Annotated in this window: 12 protein-coding genes; 3 read left to right on the top strand and 9 right to left on the bottom strand. The window is 59.0% G+C overall.

The window, feature by feature from the left end; translation table 11 throughout:
• Positions 1-42 precede the first annotated feature (42 nt).
• The 9 genes from topA to ACYQ6M_RS11855 all read right to left on the bottom strand — a co-directional run bounded on the left by topA (position 43) and on the right by ACYQ6M_RS11855 (position 11,681).
• Entirely contained in the window at positions 43-2,721 is a 2,679-nt protein-coding gene (gene topA / locus ACYQ6M_RS11815) for a type I DNA topoisomerase (RefSeq protein WP_460073953.1), read from the bottom strand.
• Positions 2,722-2,909: 188 nt separating this feature from the next.
• On the bottom strand, positions 2,910-4,049 hold the full coding sequence (gene dprA / locus ACYQ6M_RS11820; RefSeq protein WP_077290068.1) for a DNA-processing protein DprA: 1,140 nt from the start codon (positions 4,047-4,049) through the stop codon (positions 2,910-2,912).
• A complete protein-coding gene (gene plsY, locus ACYQ6M_RS11825) occupies positions 4,046-4,711 on the bottom strand; it encodes a glycerol-3-phosphate 1-O-acyltransferase PlsY (protein ID WP_031270763.1) in 666 nt (221 codons plus the stop codon). Before plsY ends, dprA begins: the two co-directional genes overlap by 4 nt.
• A gap of 114 nt (positions 4,712-4,825) precedes the next feature.
• Positions 4,826-5,605, bottom strand: coding sequence for a DUF3108 domain-containing protein (locus ACYQ6M_RS11830; RefSeq protein WP_460073957.1), 780 nt, complete (start codon positions 5,603-5,605; stop codon positions 4,826-4,828).
• Positions 5,606-5,697: 92 nt separating this feature from the next.
• Positions 5,698-6,999 (bottom strand): dihydroorotase, encoded by a 1,302-nt coding sequence (locus tag ACYQ6M_RS11835; RefSeq protein WP_031270764.1) that lies wholly within the window; start codon positions 6,997-6,999, stop codon positions 5,698-5,700.
• A gap of 17 nt (positions 7,000-7,016) precedes the next feature.
• Positions 7,017-7,973 (bottom strand): aspartate carbamoyltransferase catalytic subunit, encoded by a 957-nt coding sequence (locus ACYQ6M_RS11840; RefSeq protein ID WP_055656461.1) that lies wholly within the window; start codon positions 7,971-7,973, stop codon positions 7,017-7,019.
• A gap of 437 nt (positions 7,974-8,410) precedes the next feature.
• Positions 8,411-9,337, bottom strand: coding sequence for an AEC family transporter (locus ACYQ6M_RS11845; RefSeq protein WP_023004058.1), 927 nt, complete (start codon positions 9,335-9,337; stop codon positions 8,411-8,413).
• A gap of 61 nt (positions 9,338-9,398) precedes the next feature.
• The gene (gene ruvX / locus ACYQ6M_RS11850) at positions 9,399-9,887 is read right to left on the bottom strand and encodes a Holliday junction resolvase RuvX (protein WP_023004059.1); all 489 of its coding nucleotides are present in this window, start codon (positions 9,885-9,887) and stop codon (positions 9,399-9,401) included.
• A gap of 48 nt (positions 9,888-9,935) precedes the next feature.
• Positions 9,936-11,681 (bottom strand): autotransporter outer membrane beta-barrel domain-containing protein, encoded by a 1,746-nt coding sequence (locus ACYQ6M_RS11855; RefSeq protein WP_460073963.1) that lies wholly within the window; start codon positions 11,679-11,681, stop codon positions 9,936-9,938.
• A gap of 235 nt (positions 11,682-11,916) precedes the next feature.
• Between ACYQ6M_RS11855 and ACYQ6M_RS11860 the strand changes: the two genes are divergently transcribed.
• From ACYQ6M_RS11860 to ACYQ6M_RS11870, 3 genes are all read left to right on the top strand, one after another.
• Positions 11,917-12,621, top strand: a complete 705-nt coding sequence (locus ACYQ6M_RS11860) for a metal-dependent hydrolase (RefSeq protein WP_152506898.1) — start codon at positions 11,917-11,919, stop codon at positions 12,619-12,621.
• Between the two features lie 144 nt (positions 12,622-12,765).
• Positions 12,766-14,370: a benzoylformate decarboxylase gene (gene mdlC / locus ACYQ6M_RS11865; protein ID WP_460073967.1), complete on the top strand. Its 1,605-nt coding sequence runs from the start codon at positions 12,766-12,768 to the stop codon at positions 14,368-14,370.
• 130 nt (positions 14,371-14,500) lie between these two features.
• Positions 14,501-15,049: a cupin domain-containing protein gene (locus ACYQ6M_RS11870; RefSeq protein WP_460073969.1), complete on the top strand. Its 549-nt coding sequence runs from the start codon at positions 14,501-14,503 to the stop codon at positions 15,047-15,049.
• Positions 15,050-15,108 lie beyond the last annotated feature (59 nt).

The raw sequence follows: 15,108 nt of genomic DNA on the forward strand, positions 1-15,108 counted from the left end.
GTTTTCGATTGGTGTGCTTGCGCGTGTTAATCCGTTTTGCGCTCAACTCGCATCATCCCAGGGCACCTCTTCGGACGACGCATCGACCTTTGCCTTTGCGGATGACTTTGCCGTCGTCTTCTTGGTGGTCGTCTTTTTGGTTGCTGTTTTCTTCGCAGCAGGTTTCTTGGCAGCCGCCTTCTTCTTGGTGCCGCCCTTGGAGGCCTTTGCCGCGATCAGCTCCAGCGCCTGTTCCATCGTCACGGCCTTGGGGTCGGTGTCCTTCGGTAGCGTGGCGTTGATCTTGCCGTGCTTGACGTAAGGCCCATAGCGCCCGTCATAGACATTGATCGGGCCACCTTCGGACGGATGCTCGCCAAGCTCCTTCAGCGGCGTTGCCGCTGCACCGCCGCGGCCCCCCCCCTTGGCGCGTTTCTGCGCCAGCGCATCAACAGCACGGTTGATGCCGACGGAGAACACTTCGTCTGGCGTGGACAGGTTGGCATAGGTGCCTTCATGCAGCACGAACGGCCCGTAGCGACCGATACCGGCCGAGATCATCTTGCCGTCTTCCGGGTGTGGCCCCACCTCGCGTGGCAGCGACAGAAGCTGCAGCGCCTTTTCCAGATCCATATCCGGTGCGGACCAGCCACGGGGCAGGGAGGCTCGCTTCGGCTTAGCTTCTTCGCCCAGCTGAACATAGGGGCCGAAGCGGCCGTTGCGCAGGGAAACGTCAAGACCGGTTTCCGGATCGGTGCCGAGAACCTTCGGGCCGTCGTCACCTTCGCCGTCTTCACCGCTCGGCTTGCCGAGCTGCCGTGTAAAGCCGCACTCGGGATAGTTGGAGCAGCCGATGAAAGCGCCCCAGCGGCTGACCTTGAGCGATAGCTGACCTGTGTCGCAGGACGGGCACTTGCGCGGATCGGTGCCATCTTCCTTCGGCGGGAAGATATGCGGCCCGAGCAGTTCGTTCAGCGCGTCGATGACGTGGGCAACGCGCAGGTCCTTGATTTCATCGACCGCGCCGGAGAACCCGGTCCAGAAATCACGCAGCACGTCGAGCCAGGAAAGCTCGCCTGCGGAAATCTTGTCGAGCTGTTCTTCCAGGCTCGCTGTGAAGTCGAATTCGACATAGCGCTGGAAGAAGCTTTCCAGGAACGCGGTAACAATGCGGCCCTTGTCCATCGGAACAAGCTGCTTCTTGTCGAGTTCGACATAGTCACGGTCGCGCAGGGTCTGAAGCGTCGAGGCATAGGTGGACGGCCGGCCGATGCCAAGCTCTTCCATCTTCTTGACCAGGCTCGCTTCGGTGTAGCGCGGCGGCGGTGTCGTGAAATGCTGCGAGGCTTCGATGGCTTGTGCGGTCCCGTCGACAGAGGCAGCCGTCAGCGCGGCACCTTCATCGACCGCCGGCAGGCGCTTGGAGTTCTCGTCTTCCTCGTCATCCCGGCCTTCCTGGTAAAGCGCGAGAAAACCGTCGAAGCGGACGACGGAGCCAGTGGCACGCAGATTGGCGCGTTTACCGGAACCGTCGGCGAGAATCTCAATGGTGGTCCGTTCCAGAACGGCCGACTCCATCTGAGAAGCCATGGTCCGTTTCCACACCAGCTCATAAAGCTTGGCCTGGTCCGGATCCAGGAACCTGGCGACATCCTTTGGGCGACGCGAAAGGTCCGTTGGTCGGATCGCTTCGTGTGCTTCCTGGGCGTTCTTTGCCTTGGAGGTATAGACGCGCGGGCTTGCCGGGACGTAATTGTCACCGAAATCCTTGGCGATTACGGAGCGGGCGGCAGCGATCGCTTCGCCGGCAATCTGAACGCCGTCGGTACGCATGTAGGTGATGAGACCGGAAGTCTCGCCACCGATTGAAATGCCCTCATAAAGCTTCTGCGCCACCTGCATGGTGCGCGATGCGGAAAACCCGAGTTTGCGTGAGGCTTCCTGCTGCAGGGTGGAGGTGGTGAACGGCGCCGCCGGATTGCGCTTCGCAGGTTTGGAAGCCACGCTGTCGACCTTGAAGCTGGCGCTTTCCAGCATGGTCTTGATCGCGGTGGCTTCCGCTTCGTTGTTGATGTCGAGACGGCCGATTTTCTTGCCGTCGAAACCGGTCACGCCAGCCTGGAACATGTCCCCGGTCGGTGTCTTCATGTTGGCGAAGATCGACCAGTATTCCTGCGGCTTGAAGGTTTCGATTTCCATTTCCCGGTCGCAGATCAGCCGCAATGCAACAGACTGCACGCGCCCGGCGGAACGGGCACCGGGCAGCTTGCGCCACAGGACCGGAGACAGGGTGAAACCGACCAGGTAATCCAGTGCTCGGCGAGCGAGATAGGCATCGACCAGCGGGGTATCCAGCTGGCGCGGATTGTCCATCGCTTCCAGGATCGCCTTCTTGGTGATCGCGTTGAAAACCACGCGCTCGACCTGCTTGTCCTTCAGCACCTTCTTCTTTTGCAGCACTTCCAGAACGTGCCACGAAATTGCTTCCCCTTCGCGGTCGGGGTCAGTCGCGAGAATGAGGCGGTCGGCATCCTTGACCGCATTGGCGATCTCGCTCAGCCGTTTCTGCGCCTTCGCATCCACTTGCCAGCTCATGGCGAAATTGTCGTCCGGCAGCACCGAGCCGTCCTTGGCGGGCAGATCTCGCACATGGCCGTAGGAAGCCAGCACCGTATAGTCGGAACCGAGATATTTGTTGATCGTCTTGGCTTTCGCCGGCGATTCGACAATGACGACGTTCATTCTTACCCAAAATATTTTTGCCGGATACGGAGCCCCCGCCCGGTGGAGAAGGTGATCTGAGTGCTAATTCAGTGGCGCAGACGATCAAGGATCAAGCGCCGCCTGTCAAATGGACCTTTGATCCTTCCGGGTCAAGCGGTTCGGTCCAGATACGGGTTATCCACTGAGATTCAAGGAAAAACGGCCCCTTACATCAAAGCGGAGATTTTGTTGCCGCGGTGTCTTTCGAGGCGCCCGGCAAGTTCGAGTTCCAGCAGCACGACATGAACCGACCTCGCATCACCATCCGCAAAGCGTATCAATTCATCCATGTCCACCGGGGTTGGACCAAGCGCCGCAAGGACGCGGTCACGCAGCTTTCCGTCCGGTTCGGAGCGGGAAAGAGGGGCGGTTTCGCTCTCTTCGCGGAACTGCCTGCCAAAGGGAAGGGTTGGTGCCAGTCGACCACCAAGACCTTCCAGCACATCGTCGGCGGTCGAGACAAGTGCCGCACCCTGCCGGATCAAGCCGTTGGCACCTTCCGAACGCGGATCCAGGGGGGAACCCGGTACAGCGAAGATGTCCCTGTTCTGCTCAAGAGCATAACGAGCGGTATGAAGAGAGCCGGAGGCCTTGGCGGCTTCGATAACGATGACCCCCAGAGACAGGCCTGAAATCAGCCGGTTGCGCCGGGGAAAATCCCGGCTGCGGGGTTTCCAGCCAAGAGGCATCTCGCTGATGACGGCGCCTCCTGTGTCGAGAACGGCAGCAAGCAACCTGTCGTGTTCCGGCGGGTAGAGCACATTGATGCCTCCCGCAAACACGGCAATGGTACCTGTTTGTAGTGAGGCTTCATGGGCGGCAGCATCGATCCCGCGGGCGAGGCCGGACACGATTGAAAAGCCTTCTGCTCCAAGCCCCTGTGCAAACCGTGTCGCAAGTTTTCTGCCCGAGAGTGAAGCGTTACGGGCACCGACGATCGCAATCATCCGCTCCCGGGTCAGCGCGGAGGTGCCGCCCTTGACGGACAGAAGCGGAGGCGGACCGTCGATATGTCGAAGATGTTGCGGATAGTCGGGTTCATGCAGGCCAATCAAACGGGCCCCGATCCGCCCATGGGCGTCCAGCTCGGCTTCAGCGTCTTCAAGCGGACAAATCCGGCTTGCCTTGCCGCCGCGCCTTGCAAGATCGGGAAGCAGCTCCAGCGCTCGTTGAGCGGAGCCAGCGTGTTTCAGAAGTTCCGCGAATGTAACGGGACCGACGTTTTCCGATCGTATTAGTCGAAGCCACGCCAGACGTTCCGCCTCGGAGAGGTTGCCGGGAGTTATATTTTCTGAGACGCGGTTCACGCGCTTTCATCGCCGGGCGGAGACGAAGCATTGGCCGCCGGTTTGGATTTCGAGCCGATCTTGCTTTCTTCCCCACGCAGAAGCCGCCCAATGTTTTCGTGATGCTTGGCCCATAGCAGCACCGACAGCAAGACGAACATCTGAGCTATCTGGACCTGATGGAAAACGAGATAGAGCACGATCGGGGTCAGCAGGGTAGCCGTCAGTGCGGACAGAGACGAATAACGGAACAGAAAGGCCATACCGATCCAGATGCCAGCCGCGAGCAGGAACATCGGCCAATAGAGGCCAAGCAGAATGCCGAGGTAGGTTGCAACACCCTTGCCGCCCTTGAACTTCAGCCACACCGGGAAGAGATGCCCGAGAAACGCCCCAAGGCCGGCGATAAGAGCCATTTCCTGGCCGTAGAAGTGATTGACGATCAGAACGGCAACGGTGCCCTTCAATCCATCCCCCAGCAACGTGGCAGCTGCAAGAGATTTGCGGCCGGTGCGCAGAACGTTGGTGGTGCCGATATTGCCCGAGCCGATTTGGCGGATGTCTCCAAGTCCGGCCATGCGCGTGAACAGCAGGCCGAAGGGAATCGAACCGAGCAGATAGCCGAAGGCGAGGGCGGCGAGATAGTAAGGCCAGGCAAAGGCCCAGCTGATCGGTTCTGGCACGCGATACTCCAATGACGTGCATAATAAATAGCCATCGCAATGTAACTGCATGGCAGCCCGGATCAAGTCCGGCAACTGAGAAAAGAGTGTCTTTGCAGGGAAATAGCGCGGGGTCTATTCCGAGAGCTTGTATTTTTCCGCTTCCACCAGCAGCGACCCGAACGGAAGGGAAATACTGGCCCGGAGCGGGACGAGATACGGCTTGTCACCAACTGGTGCGAGCCAGACTTCCATGGACTTGTTTGCCGCGAGTTGCTGGATCGACTTGCGCTTCGGCCGGTGGCCGGAAATGGGTTCGTAACGGACACCGCAGACTATGACGTCGCCCTTGAACCGGCCATCAGACGTTCTGGTGGCCTTGCGGGATTTGTACTGCAGGTGAACGTCGTAACGTTCCTTGCCGTCGAAGATGCGCAATGTCCTGTTGCAGCTCTCCTTTGCAAGGCCCTGCGGGGCCGGAAGCACGGCGGCGGTCAGGGGATCGAGAACACTCTTAAGATGCTCGGCGGTTACCTTGACCCGTTCCTTCATCCGATCCTGCGGCGGCCGAACTTCGATAGCGTCGATACTGCCCTTGCGCATCCGCATGGTGATGGTTCCGGTCTCGTCTTCACTCTTGAGATCAAGAGCGTAGCGGGCTGGCTCCAGGTCGAGTTTTTCTGCGGTTCCAGCGACTTCAACTGTGCCTTTGCCGTCAGACACCAGCCGTCCGAAGGCGGCGGTCTGGCCGTTGGCGCTGACGGAATAGGACTTGCTGTCGACATCCAGTGACATGACGCCGGAGCCGATAGGCAGCCCAAGGGCGTAAAGCTTGTACTTAATGTAGAGGTCAGCCGCCGAAGCGCTGCCGGTAAACAGCGCGGGTATCAGAAAGGCAAGTGCGATCAGGCGCATCAGCATGTTCCGTTGGAAGTTCCGTTCGCGCCAGATTCAGGGAGAATTGTGGCGCGAACAGGATCAGCGTTGGAACGGAAACAAGGGCTTGTTCAGGTGTGGCTGAAAACCGTTTTACCACCGACAACCGTGCGCAGCACCCGCCCCGAGAACCGTGCATCCTCGAAGGGAGAATTTTTCGAACGTGACTTGATGGTACTTTTTTCCAGGACCCAGGGACGCTCGGGATCGAACACTGTCACATCCGCCGGAGCCCCTTTGGAAAGGCGTCCGGTTTCCAGTCCCAGCCGGTCCGCCGGGCGACAGGTCATGGCGCCAAGCAGGGTGACAAGGTCGACCTGCTCGGAATGATAAAGCCGCAAGGCGGCCGCCAGAAGGGTTTCAAGGCCGATTGCGCCGTCTTCTGCTTCCGCCCAAGGATGACGTTTGGTTTCCACGTCCTGCGGGTCATGATTGGAGCAGATGATGTCGATGGTGCCGTCGGCAACAGCCGCGATCATCGCTTGCCGGTCGTCTTCATCGCGCAGTGGGGGCGACATCTTGAAGAACGTCCGATAGGCGCCGATGTCGTTTTCATTGTGGGTCAGGTGATTGATCGACACCCCGGCGGTGATGTCCAGCCCTTTCGCCTTGCCTGCTCGAACCACGTCTGCGCTGTCAGAGGTGGAAATGAGGTTTGCGTGGTACTTGCCCTTGGACATGGCAACCAGGCGCAGGTCTCGCTCCAGCATGATGATTTCCGCTTCACGCGGCACACCGGAAAGACCTTTCCAACTGGCGTTCAGGCCGGCGTTCATGACCCCGCCGGCGAGGTCCGGGTCTTCCGTGTGGTGGATGACCAGCGCGTCGAAATCGCGGGCATAGGTCATCATGCGACGCATCACTTGAGCGTTCTTTACCGACTTGTGGCCGTTGGTGAAGGCAACGGCTCCTGCTTCCTTCAGCAAGCCGATTTCGGCCATTTCCTCGCCCTTGAGGCCCTTGGTCAAGGCGGCCAGTGGCAACACGTTGACGATGGCCGTGTCACGCGCCCGGCGCAGGATGAAATCGACCAGCGCGGGATCATCAATGACCGGATCCGTATCGGGCATTGTGCAAATTGTCGTCACGCCGCCGCTTGCGGCAGCCTGGGAGGCACTGGCGAGCGTTTCCCGGTGCTCTGCACCCGGTTCCCCGACGGAGACGCAGAAGTCGATCAGGCCCGGACAGGCGATCGCGCCCTTGCAGTCGATAATTTCCGCACCGTAGGGAGAGCCCTGGTTGGCAGCTTCCGGCCCGGCGGCGAGAATGGTGCCGTCCGCGATGATGACGGAACCTGGAGCATCCAGGCCGCGTGCCGGGTCAATCACTCTGGCGTTTGAGAGAACCAGAGGTTTGGGTGTGTCGTAAGCCACGTGTCTTGTCCCCTGGATCAGTTGTTCGGCAGATTGGCGGCAAGGGCTTCAAGCACGGCCATGCGCACGGCAACGCCCATTTCCACCTGTTCGCGAATAAGGCTTTGGGCGCCATCGGCAATCGAGGCATCGATCTCGACACCGCGGTTCATCGGCCCGGGATGCATGACAAGGGCGTCTTCCTTGGCATAGGCGAGCTTTTCCGCGTCCAGTCCGTAGTAGCGGTAATATTCCCTTACAGATGGAATGAAGGCACCGTTCATGCGCTCGCGCTGCAGGCGCAGCATCATGACGATGTCGGCACCCTCGAGACCTTCCTTCATGCTGGTGAAGACCTCGACGCCCATCTTGGCGATGCCGGACGGCAAGAGGGTGGTGGGGGCAACAACACGGACGCGCGCTCCGAGCGCGTTCAAAAGAATGATATTGGACCGGGCAACGCGAGAATGGGCGATGTCACCGCAGATGGCCACGGTCAACCGCGCGATCTTTCCCTTGTGTCGCCGGATTGTAAGAGCGTCGAGCAGGGCCTGTGTCGGGTGTTCATGCGGGCCGTCGCCGGCATTGACCACGGAGCAGCCGACCTTGCGCGCCAGAAGATGCACCGCACCGGCCGCGTGGTGGCGAACCACCAGAAGGTCGGGGTGCATGGCGTTCAGCGTTGCCGCCGTATCGATCAGCGTCTCGCCCTTTTTCACAGACGACTGGGACACTGCCATGTTCATCACATCCGCCCCGAGCCGTTTTCCGGCCAGTTCAAAAGAACTTTGGGTGCGGGTTGAGTTCTCGAAAAAGAGGTTGATCTGGGTTCGTCCCTGCAAGACCAGCCGTCGTTTGCTGATCTGGCGGGAAACCTCTACGGCTTCTTCCGCCCGGTCCAGAAGGCCCAGAATTTCGTGGGGGTGAAGGCCCTCTATGCCCAGCAAATGACGATGGGGATAAGGGCTGTCTCGATGGGTGTTGCTCGCGGTCATCGAGACCATTCCTATAAGGAGGAACGCCCGGTTCGACAAGTCAGGAAATCACATCATGCCCGCTGTCCACATAGCTGCTAAATATTTGATCGGCTGGACAAAATATGGCTGCGTGCGCGGCGATAGACGGGAGAAGTTTCAACTGCGGCACGCGCAGGCACCGCCAAAAGATTGAATCTATTGTGTTCCACTCAAGATCACGACCGAATCTCAACGAGAATACTGCCGCAATAGTCGCAAAGAACCTGCAGCTTCCATCCGCTTGCAGCTTGCAGTCACCCTGGTTGGGAACAGCTGACAAGTTCTTGGAAATTATAGACAACTTTCAGTTTCTGCCAGGCGTTGCACATGGCTTGGCAACTGTGCCGGTCTAAAGCGAATTGATGACGGGCACGATTTTGCGCAACTGGGCGAGCTTCTACTGCCAAAGGGCCCGATCAAGTGACCAGCAGCAGGGCCAGCGGGATCGTCAGGGTCGCTGCCAGGGTCTGAAGCGTGATGATCTCGGCCATCAGCTTCGCGTCGCCGCCCATCTGGCGGGCGAGCAGGTAGGAGTTGCTGGCACAGGGCACTGAACTGGCAATGATGACCACGACCAATGCGGGGCCGGTAACGCCGAAAAGACTGGCAAAGCCAAAGGCAAGCAACGGCATGAATATCGGACGCAAAAAGGTGCCGAGGGCGAGTGCCGGTCCCGGTCTGCGGAGTGAGCCGAGGTCCAGCCCGGCTCCGACGCAGATGATGCCGATGGGGAGCGCGGCCCTGGAGAAAATCTCCAGGGTATCGTCGACCACGAAAGGCAGGGAGATGCCACCCGCGTTCATGATGCCGCCTGCGCCGATCGAGAGGATGAAGGGATTGGTGAACAGGTCTTTCAGGATCTTGGCGCCACTTGGTGACGTTCCGCTTGCGTAATGCGACAGCACCAGGATGCTGGCAACATTGAGCAAGGGGATCATGAACACCATTGCGACCGCAAGCATGGCCAGCCCTGTTTCACCGACCACATTGTCGGCAATCGCGAGCGCGATCATGGCGTTCCAGCGCAAGGTTCCCTGGAAAATGGAGGTAAAACGCGGCGCGGCGATACCCCAGGCACGCTCGATGGTCGTGCGTGCCAGAAGCAGAAGCAGCGCCATGGACAAGATGGAGGCGAGCAGGGCACCACCCATGTTGAGCGTCGGAAAACTGGCGAAATCCGCTTGCGAGATCGTGCGGAACAACACCGCCGGAAACAGGACATAATAGGCAAGCCGTTCGACACCACGCCATTGCTCGCCGGTAATCAGTCCGGTGCGGGCGATCAGGTAGCCGGAGGCAATCACGAGGATGACCGGCATCAGGGCGGCAAGTGTGGTCAGCATGTGTTCGGCTTTCGCGTTCGACAGGCCTTGAAACAAGGGCCTGTACCCGGCAGCGGTGGGATCAGCCGTTATCTAAGCCCATAAAGCCGAGTCGGTCCAGAAAGCCCTGCAGGATGTAGGCAGCGGCCATCTTGTCGACCACGTCGGCCCGTTTCGCACGGCTCGTATCGGCTTCCAGCAGCGTGCGCGTCACGGCCGCCGTCGACAGCCGCTCGTCCCAATAGGTGATCGGCAGGTCCGTTTTTTGCGAGAGGTTTCTCACGAAAGCGCGGGTCGCCTGGACGCGGGGGCCTTCGGAGCCATCCATATTGAGCGGCAGACCGAGCACCATGCCGCCGACGCCCTGCTTGGCGCAGATGGCCAGGAGTTGTTCCGCATCCAGGGTGAACTTCTTGCGCCGGATCGTTTCCATGGGAGAGGCGATGCCACGGCCGAGATCTGAAAGCGCCAGACCAATGGTCTTGGTGCCAAGATCCAAGCCGATCAGCCGGGTGCGGTCGGGCACGGCGGCCATGAAGTCTTCCAGGGAAAGTGCGGGGTCATTTGCCATTCGGCGGCTTTACCAGCGAGCCATGGAAAACGCCAGTTCGATTTTCACTCAGAACCCGATGGCAACACGAAGTTGCCCTTCCCAAACGTCCAGCCCGTTCTGGCCCAGGCTGAGATAGCCTCCCTTTGCATCAAGCGTCACGTTCTCCGCAATCAGGGCAGTCGCCCCGCCGCGCAGCGTAAAGCTCCAGGCCGATGCGGTGACAAAGTTCAATTCATCATCGAGTATCTTGCCGTCGTTCGGTCGCAAATATTCGTAAACCGCGCCTGCTTCCACATAGGGCTGGATCAGAAGCCCGTCCTGCAAGGTGAATTGACGGCTGAATTCGGTCGTCAGTTCAATTGTACCCAGAGAGGCGGCATTGCCCGAGATGGGAACGCTTACAGCCCGGTTGAGGATCGTCCCGTTCAGATCGTACCCATCGGAAAACACGCGGTTGAAGGTCACGGTCGCCTTGGGGCGTACCTGGATCTCGCTCAACGCATACTGACCGTGAACACTGAAAGTCGCGCCGAGTTCATGGGTGTTGTATTCGCCGCTCAACACCGAGATATCCGACTGACTGTTTGAAAAGCCATAGCTCAGCGAGCCATCAACGGCCCAGTGCTGTGAAATTCGTGCGGCAACATAGGGGCCGATCTCAAATCCCTGGGTGTCGATTGTCAGGTTGGAATTGAAACCGTCGGTGTCGGTGGTTTCAAAGGTCACGGAAACACCGCCGACGATATCTTCTGTCAGCTTGCGGTCGGCACCGAATGCCGCGGTCCCGCTGAGTGTCTGAAAGTCCCTGCCGAAACGACGGTCGTCGCTGTAGACCCCGGTTACCGTGCTCCAGGCATTCCAGAGTGTCGGTTCGATCAGATCCCGGCCAGGTGTGATTGGAACTTCGTCCTGCTGCTGCAGACGGCCGGCGGCCAGCAGTTGTTCCCGGGTGCAGAACGCCTGTGCATTGGCGGTCTGTGTCTCCTCGGCTGATCTTGGATCGACGCAGTAACTGATGACCTGACCATCAGCGCGCCTGACCGGCACAAAGCCAGCCGGAAGGGCGGGTTGATTTGGATTGCGGCTGCTGGGCGGCAGGGTTCCGATTGGTGGCGTGACGGTGCCCGGTGCGCCTGTGCCTCCACCAGACGGGGGAAGCGTTCCAATAGGCGGGGTAACACCCCCTGGTGCACTCGGCAGCACACCAGAAGGCACGGTGCCAATAGGCGGTGCAGCCGTGCCGGGACGGCCAAGATTAAAGCCAGCAGGCGGCAATCCTCCAACTGGTGGCGTGATCCCGCTTGAAGGCGGCGAAATGGGGCCCGGCAAACCTGGCATCACTCCGCTTGGAGGCACGACCGCGATCGGTGGAACCGGTCGTCCGAAATTCGGAAACAGCCTGCTGATTGGAGGCTTTACCAGGCTAGGGGGCTTGATGTTGTCGGGAAGCTGAAAGTCGCGTTTCTGGTTCTGAGTGTCGATAAGACAATCGGACCCGCCGTCGACACCATAAAGCTTGTGCGTGCCGCCGTTCCCGTTCGAAACAACTGGAGAAGTGGATAGATGCAGGCCGGTGCTGGAGCGGGACCATGTGTCGACGGTCTGATTACCCTGGGCGGCATCCAGTCGGTAGTCGCCGGCAACCGTGCCTGAAACCCAGATTGAGCGGCTGTCAGACTTGTTGGTTCCCAGAAAAAGCAGGCCGCCATCGTTCTTGCAATTGGCGGCTAGGGCGGATGTCGAAAGGCTGCTCAAGAGCAGAACTGCCGGGCAGATGACTTCCAGCCAGGCACGTTTCGAACGCAATCGCATCGGCATAGCTCCAAAGTCTCGCGAATCCCCAACGTCATCTTGCGTTGAAGGAATAGGGGAAGCTAGCTCTGGTTGTTGAAATAATCGAGGCGTTGCCATAATTGCACAGGTGCACTGTCAAAATTATCGATAACAAGACCGTGCCCTGCAGGGCACATAGAACGCATTCAGCTTGTTGCGAGCAGTCTGTCACTGATAGGGTCCGGGCAACCTGTCCTGGAATTAGGAGACTGCGATGAAACTGACCTGGTATGGCCACTCCGCTTTCAAGATCGAGATTGAAGGCGCATCCATCCTTTTCGATCCGTTCTTTACCGGAAATCCGTCTTTCCCGGAGACCCTGTCAGTCGATCAGGCAGCAGATGGCGTAACGCATGTCATCCTGACCCATGGACACAACGATCACATCGGTGACGCCGTCGACATCCTGAAAAAAACCGGAGCGCAGCTGACCTCCAATTTCGAAATCTGCATGTGGGCCAACCGGCAGGGGATCGAGAATATCAGCCCCATGAATTCCGGCGGCAAGGTGAACGTCGGCCCGTTCAGCGTCGCGCTGACACGTGCCGATCACTCTTCGTCCTTCCAGGCTGGCGGTGAGGCCATCTATCTGGGCAATCCACATGGTGTCATCATCGAAGCTCCTGGAGAAAAGACGCTCTATCACCTGGGAGATACCGACATCTTCTCCGACATGGCCCTGATCGACGAGATCTACCAGCCGAAGATCGGGCTTGTTCCAATCGGTGATCGCTTCACGATGGGCGGCAAGTCGGCAGCGCTCGCCTGCACCCGGTTCTTCAACTTCGATACGATCATTCCCTGCCACTACGGCTCGTTCCCGATCATCGACCAGACGGCGGATACGTTCCTTGAGGCAATGGGCGGCGATCGCGACAAGGTGGCAAAGCCAAAACCCGGTGAACCGATTGACGTCTGACGGGTTCAGTCGAGGGAAGCAATCTTTGCTTGTCTCCCTTGGAGGTAGAGGTTTAGTCTTTTTCCGGGAAATTTAAGAAGTAAGGGTGGTTTTCTTGTTTTGTGACGCTGGGAGCTTGGGTTCCAGCGTCAGGCGGAGGATATTATGCCGACTGTAAAAGACGTTACCTTCGATCTGCTTCGCAAACTCGGTTTGACAACTATCGTCGGCAATCCCGGGTCCACTGAAGAAACCTTTCTGAAGAATTTTCCGGACGACTTCCGCTACGTTCTTTCTCTGCAGGAAGCCAGCGTCGTCGGCATCGCTGACGGCCTGGCGCAGGGTCTGCGCAAACCTGTCATTGTGAATGTCCATACAGGTGCAGGCCTCGGTAACGCGATGGGCTGCATCCTGACCGCCTACCAGAACAAGACACCACTCATTCTGACCGCCGGACAGCAGACCCGAGACATGCTGCTGCTCGAGCCGCTTCTTACCAACATCAATGCGACGCTTTTGCCCCAGCCATGGGTAAAGTGGAGTTATGAGCCGGCAAGGGCCCAGGACGTGCCGGCCGCCTTCATGCGTGCCTACGCGGCAGCCGTCCAGCAGCCGAGCGGGCCGGTGTTTCTGTCTCTCCCGCTGGATGACTGGGACAAGGAAATGGAAGGACCTGCAGAAGTCCGCTCCGTCTCTCTGCGCTCGGCCGCCGACCCGGCCAGAATCAAGGATTTCGCGGAGCGTATCAACGCAGCAAAAACTCCGGTTCTGGTCTACGGCTCGGATATTGCCCGGTCAGAAGCCTGGGACGAAGGGATCGCGTTCGCAGAAGCGCTGTCTGCCCCGGTTCTGACGGCTCCTTTCGCGGAACGCACGCCATTTCCGGAAAGTCATCGGCTCCATGCCGGCACATTGCCTTCGGCCATCGGCCCCATCTGCAAGCGGCTAGAGGGGCACGACCTGGTCATCACCGTCGGAGCTCCGGTCTTCCGCTACTATCCATATGTCGCGGGAGACTACCTTCCGGCAGGAACAAAGCTGCTGCAAATCACCGACGATCCGGACATGGCGGCCAAGGCACCGGTTGGAGACAGTCTCGTCTCGGACAGCAGGCTTTTCCTTCAGGCAATCCTGCCTCAGCTGGATCGACGTGAGGAAAAGCCCAATCCCTACAAAAAGGATCCGGCGCCGGTACCCGACTACTCGGCTCTGCCACTGACGCCGGATGCAGTCTACAGCTTGATCCGGGAGGCTGCGCCGTCAGATTTCGTGCTGGTAGAGGAATCTCCATCCAACGTCATAGAGCTGGAGCGGCAAATTCCGATCGACAAGCCGGACACGTTCTACACCTTTGCATCCGGAGGTCTCGGCTGGGACATGCCGGCCGCTGTCGGTCTTGCGATTGCCGAGGAAACGAGCGGACGCAACAGGCCCGTAATCGCCGTGATCGGCGACGGCTCGTTCCAGTATTCGGTGCAGAGCATCTACACCGGCGTGCAGGAGGAGGCGCATGTGGTCTTCGTTGCCATGCGCAACAGTCAATATGCGATCCTGAAGGAGTTCGCGATCCTGGAGGAAACGCCGAACGTTCCGGGGCTTGATCTTCCCGGGCTTGATATCGAGGCACTTGGGCGTGGATACGGCGCAAAGACCGCGAAGGTGAAAACCGCTGACGAATTCAGGGCATCTCTTTTCGCAGCGCTTGCGCACAGGGGGACGACGGTGATCGAGGTGGAAATATCACCCAAGCTCAGATCGTTGCTTGGATAAACGGTTCAAGTCATTGTGAAAATCTTGTTGTGCCACGGAAGGTCGTGCACAATGCGATCACATGTCGGCGGTCGAGTTGCCCTGCTGAGGGCCCGAAACGCCGAGAAAAAAATCAAACCGGGGATTCATCATGAAGCTGTCCAGCTTTGCTTTCATTGCGGTACTGAGCGGCGCCCTTTGTGCGACGCCAGTCTTGTCGGCGGACAAGTCGATCACGCCTGACGGCAAGCCCGCGCCTTCCAAGCCGCATGCCAAGCCGGGGTCCAAAGCCGCGCAGGATGAAGAAGCTGCTGCTCAAACGCCTTATGCGACGGTGCGGGACGTGTTTTCCGGAGATACGACAGTTGCCGGTGAAAAGGTCGCCTTTCCGCAATCGAACCCCTCGATAAAGGCCATCGAGATCACCATGGAGCCGGGCGAGGAGACACAGTGGCACCAGCATCATGCGCCGCTGTTTGCCTACATTCTGGAAGGCGAGATTACCGTCACTTACGAGGAACTTGGCAAGAAGGTCTACCGTGCCGGCGACGGTCTTCTGGAAGCAATGGATGTCACCCACAAAGGTCAGAACACCGGTGAAGGGCCGGCCAAGATCCTGGCTGTTTTCCTGCTCGGGGATGACGGTGTGGCAACGGTCGCCGAGGACAAGCCAGGTGCAAACAAGAACAAGGTCGAATAGGGGAGAGAAATCTCGCCTAACCGTCCTATACACCCATTGATTGAATGGACACTTTTCGA

The sequence above is a fragment of the Roseibium sp. ROS1 genome, from assembly GCF_054658215.1.

Bases quoted from the DNA above. Each gene is read 5' to 3' on its own strand.
- topA (WP_460073953.1), bottom strand. From the start codon at position 2,721: ATGAACGTCGTCATTGTCGAATCGCCGGCGAAAGCCAAGACGATCAAC.
- ACYQ6M_RS11830 (WP_460073957.1), bottom strand. From the start codon at position 5,605: ATGCGCCTGATCGCACTTGCCTTTCTGATACCCGCGCTGTTTACCGGC.
- ACYQ6M_RS11840 (WP_055656461.1), bottom strand. From the start codon at position 7,973: ATGACCGCGAGCAACACCCATCGAGACAGCCCTTATCCCCATCGTCAT.
- ACYQ6M_RS11845 (WP_023004058.1), bottom strand. From the start codon at position 9,337: ATGCTGACCACACTTGCCGCCCTGATGCCGGTCATCCTCGTGATTGCC.
- ruvX (WP_023004059.1), bottom strand. From the start codon at position 9,887: ATGGCAAATGACCCCGCACTTTCCCTGGAAGACTTCATGGCCGCCGTG.
- ACYQ6M_RS11855 (WP_460073963.1), bottom strand. From the start codon at position 11,681: ATGCGATTGCGTTCGAAACGTGCCTGGCTGGAAGTCATCTGCCCGGCA.
- ACYQ6M_RS11860 (WP_152506898.1), top strand. From the start codon at position 11,917: ATGAAACTGACCTGGTATGGCCACTCCGCTTTCAAGATCGAGATTGAA.
- mdlC (WP_460073967.1), top strand. From the start codon at position 12,766: ATGCCGACTGTAAAAGACGTTACCTTCGATCTGCTTCGCAAACTCGGT.
- ACYQ6M_RS11870 (WP_460073969.1), top strand. From the start codon at position 14,501: ATGAAGCTGTCCAGCTTTGCTTTCATTGCGGTACTGAGCGGCGCCCTT.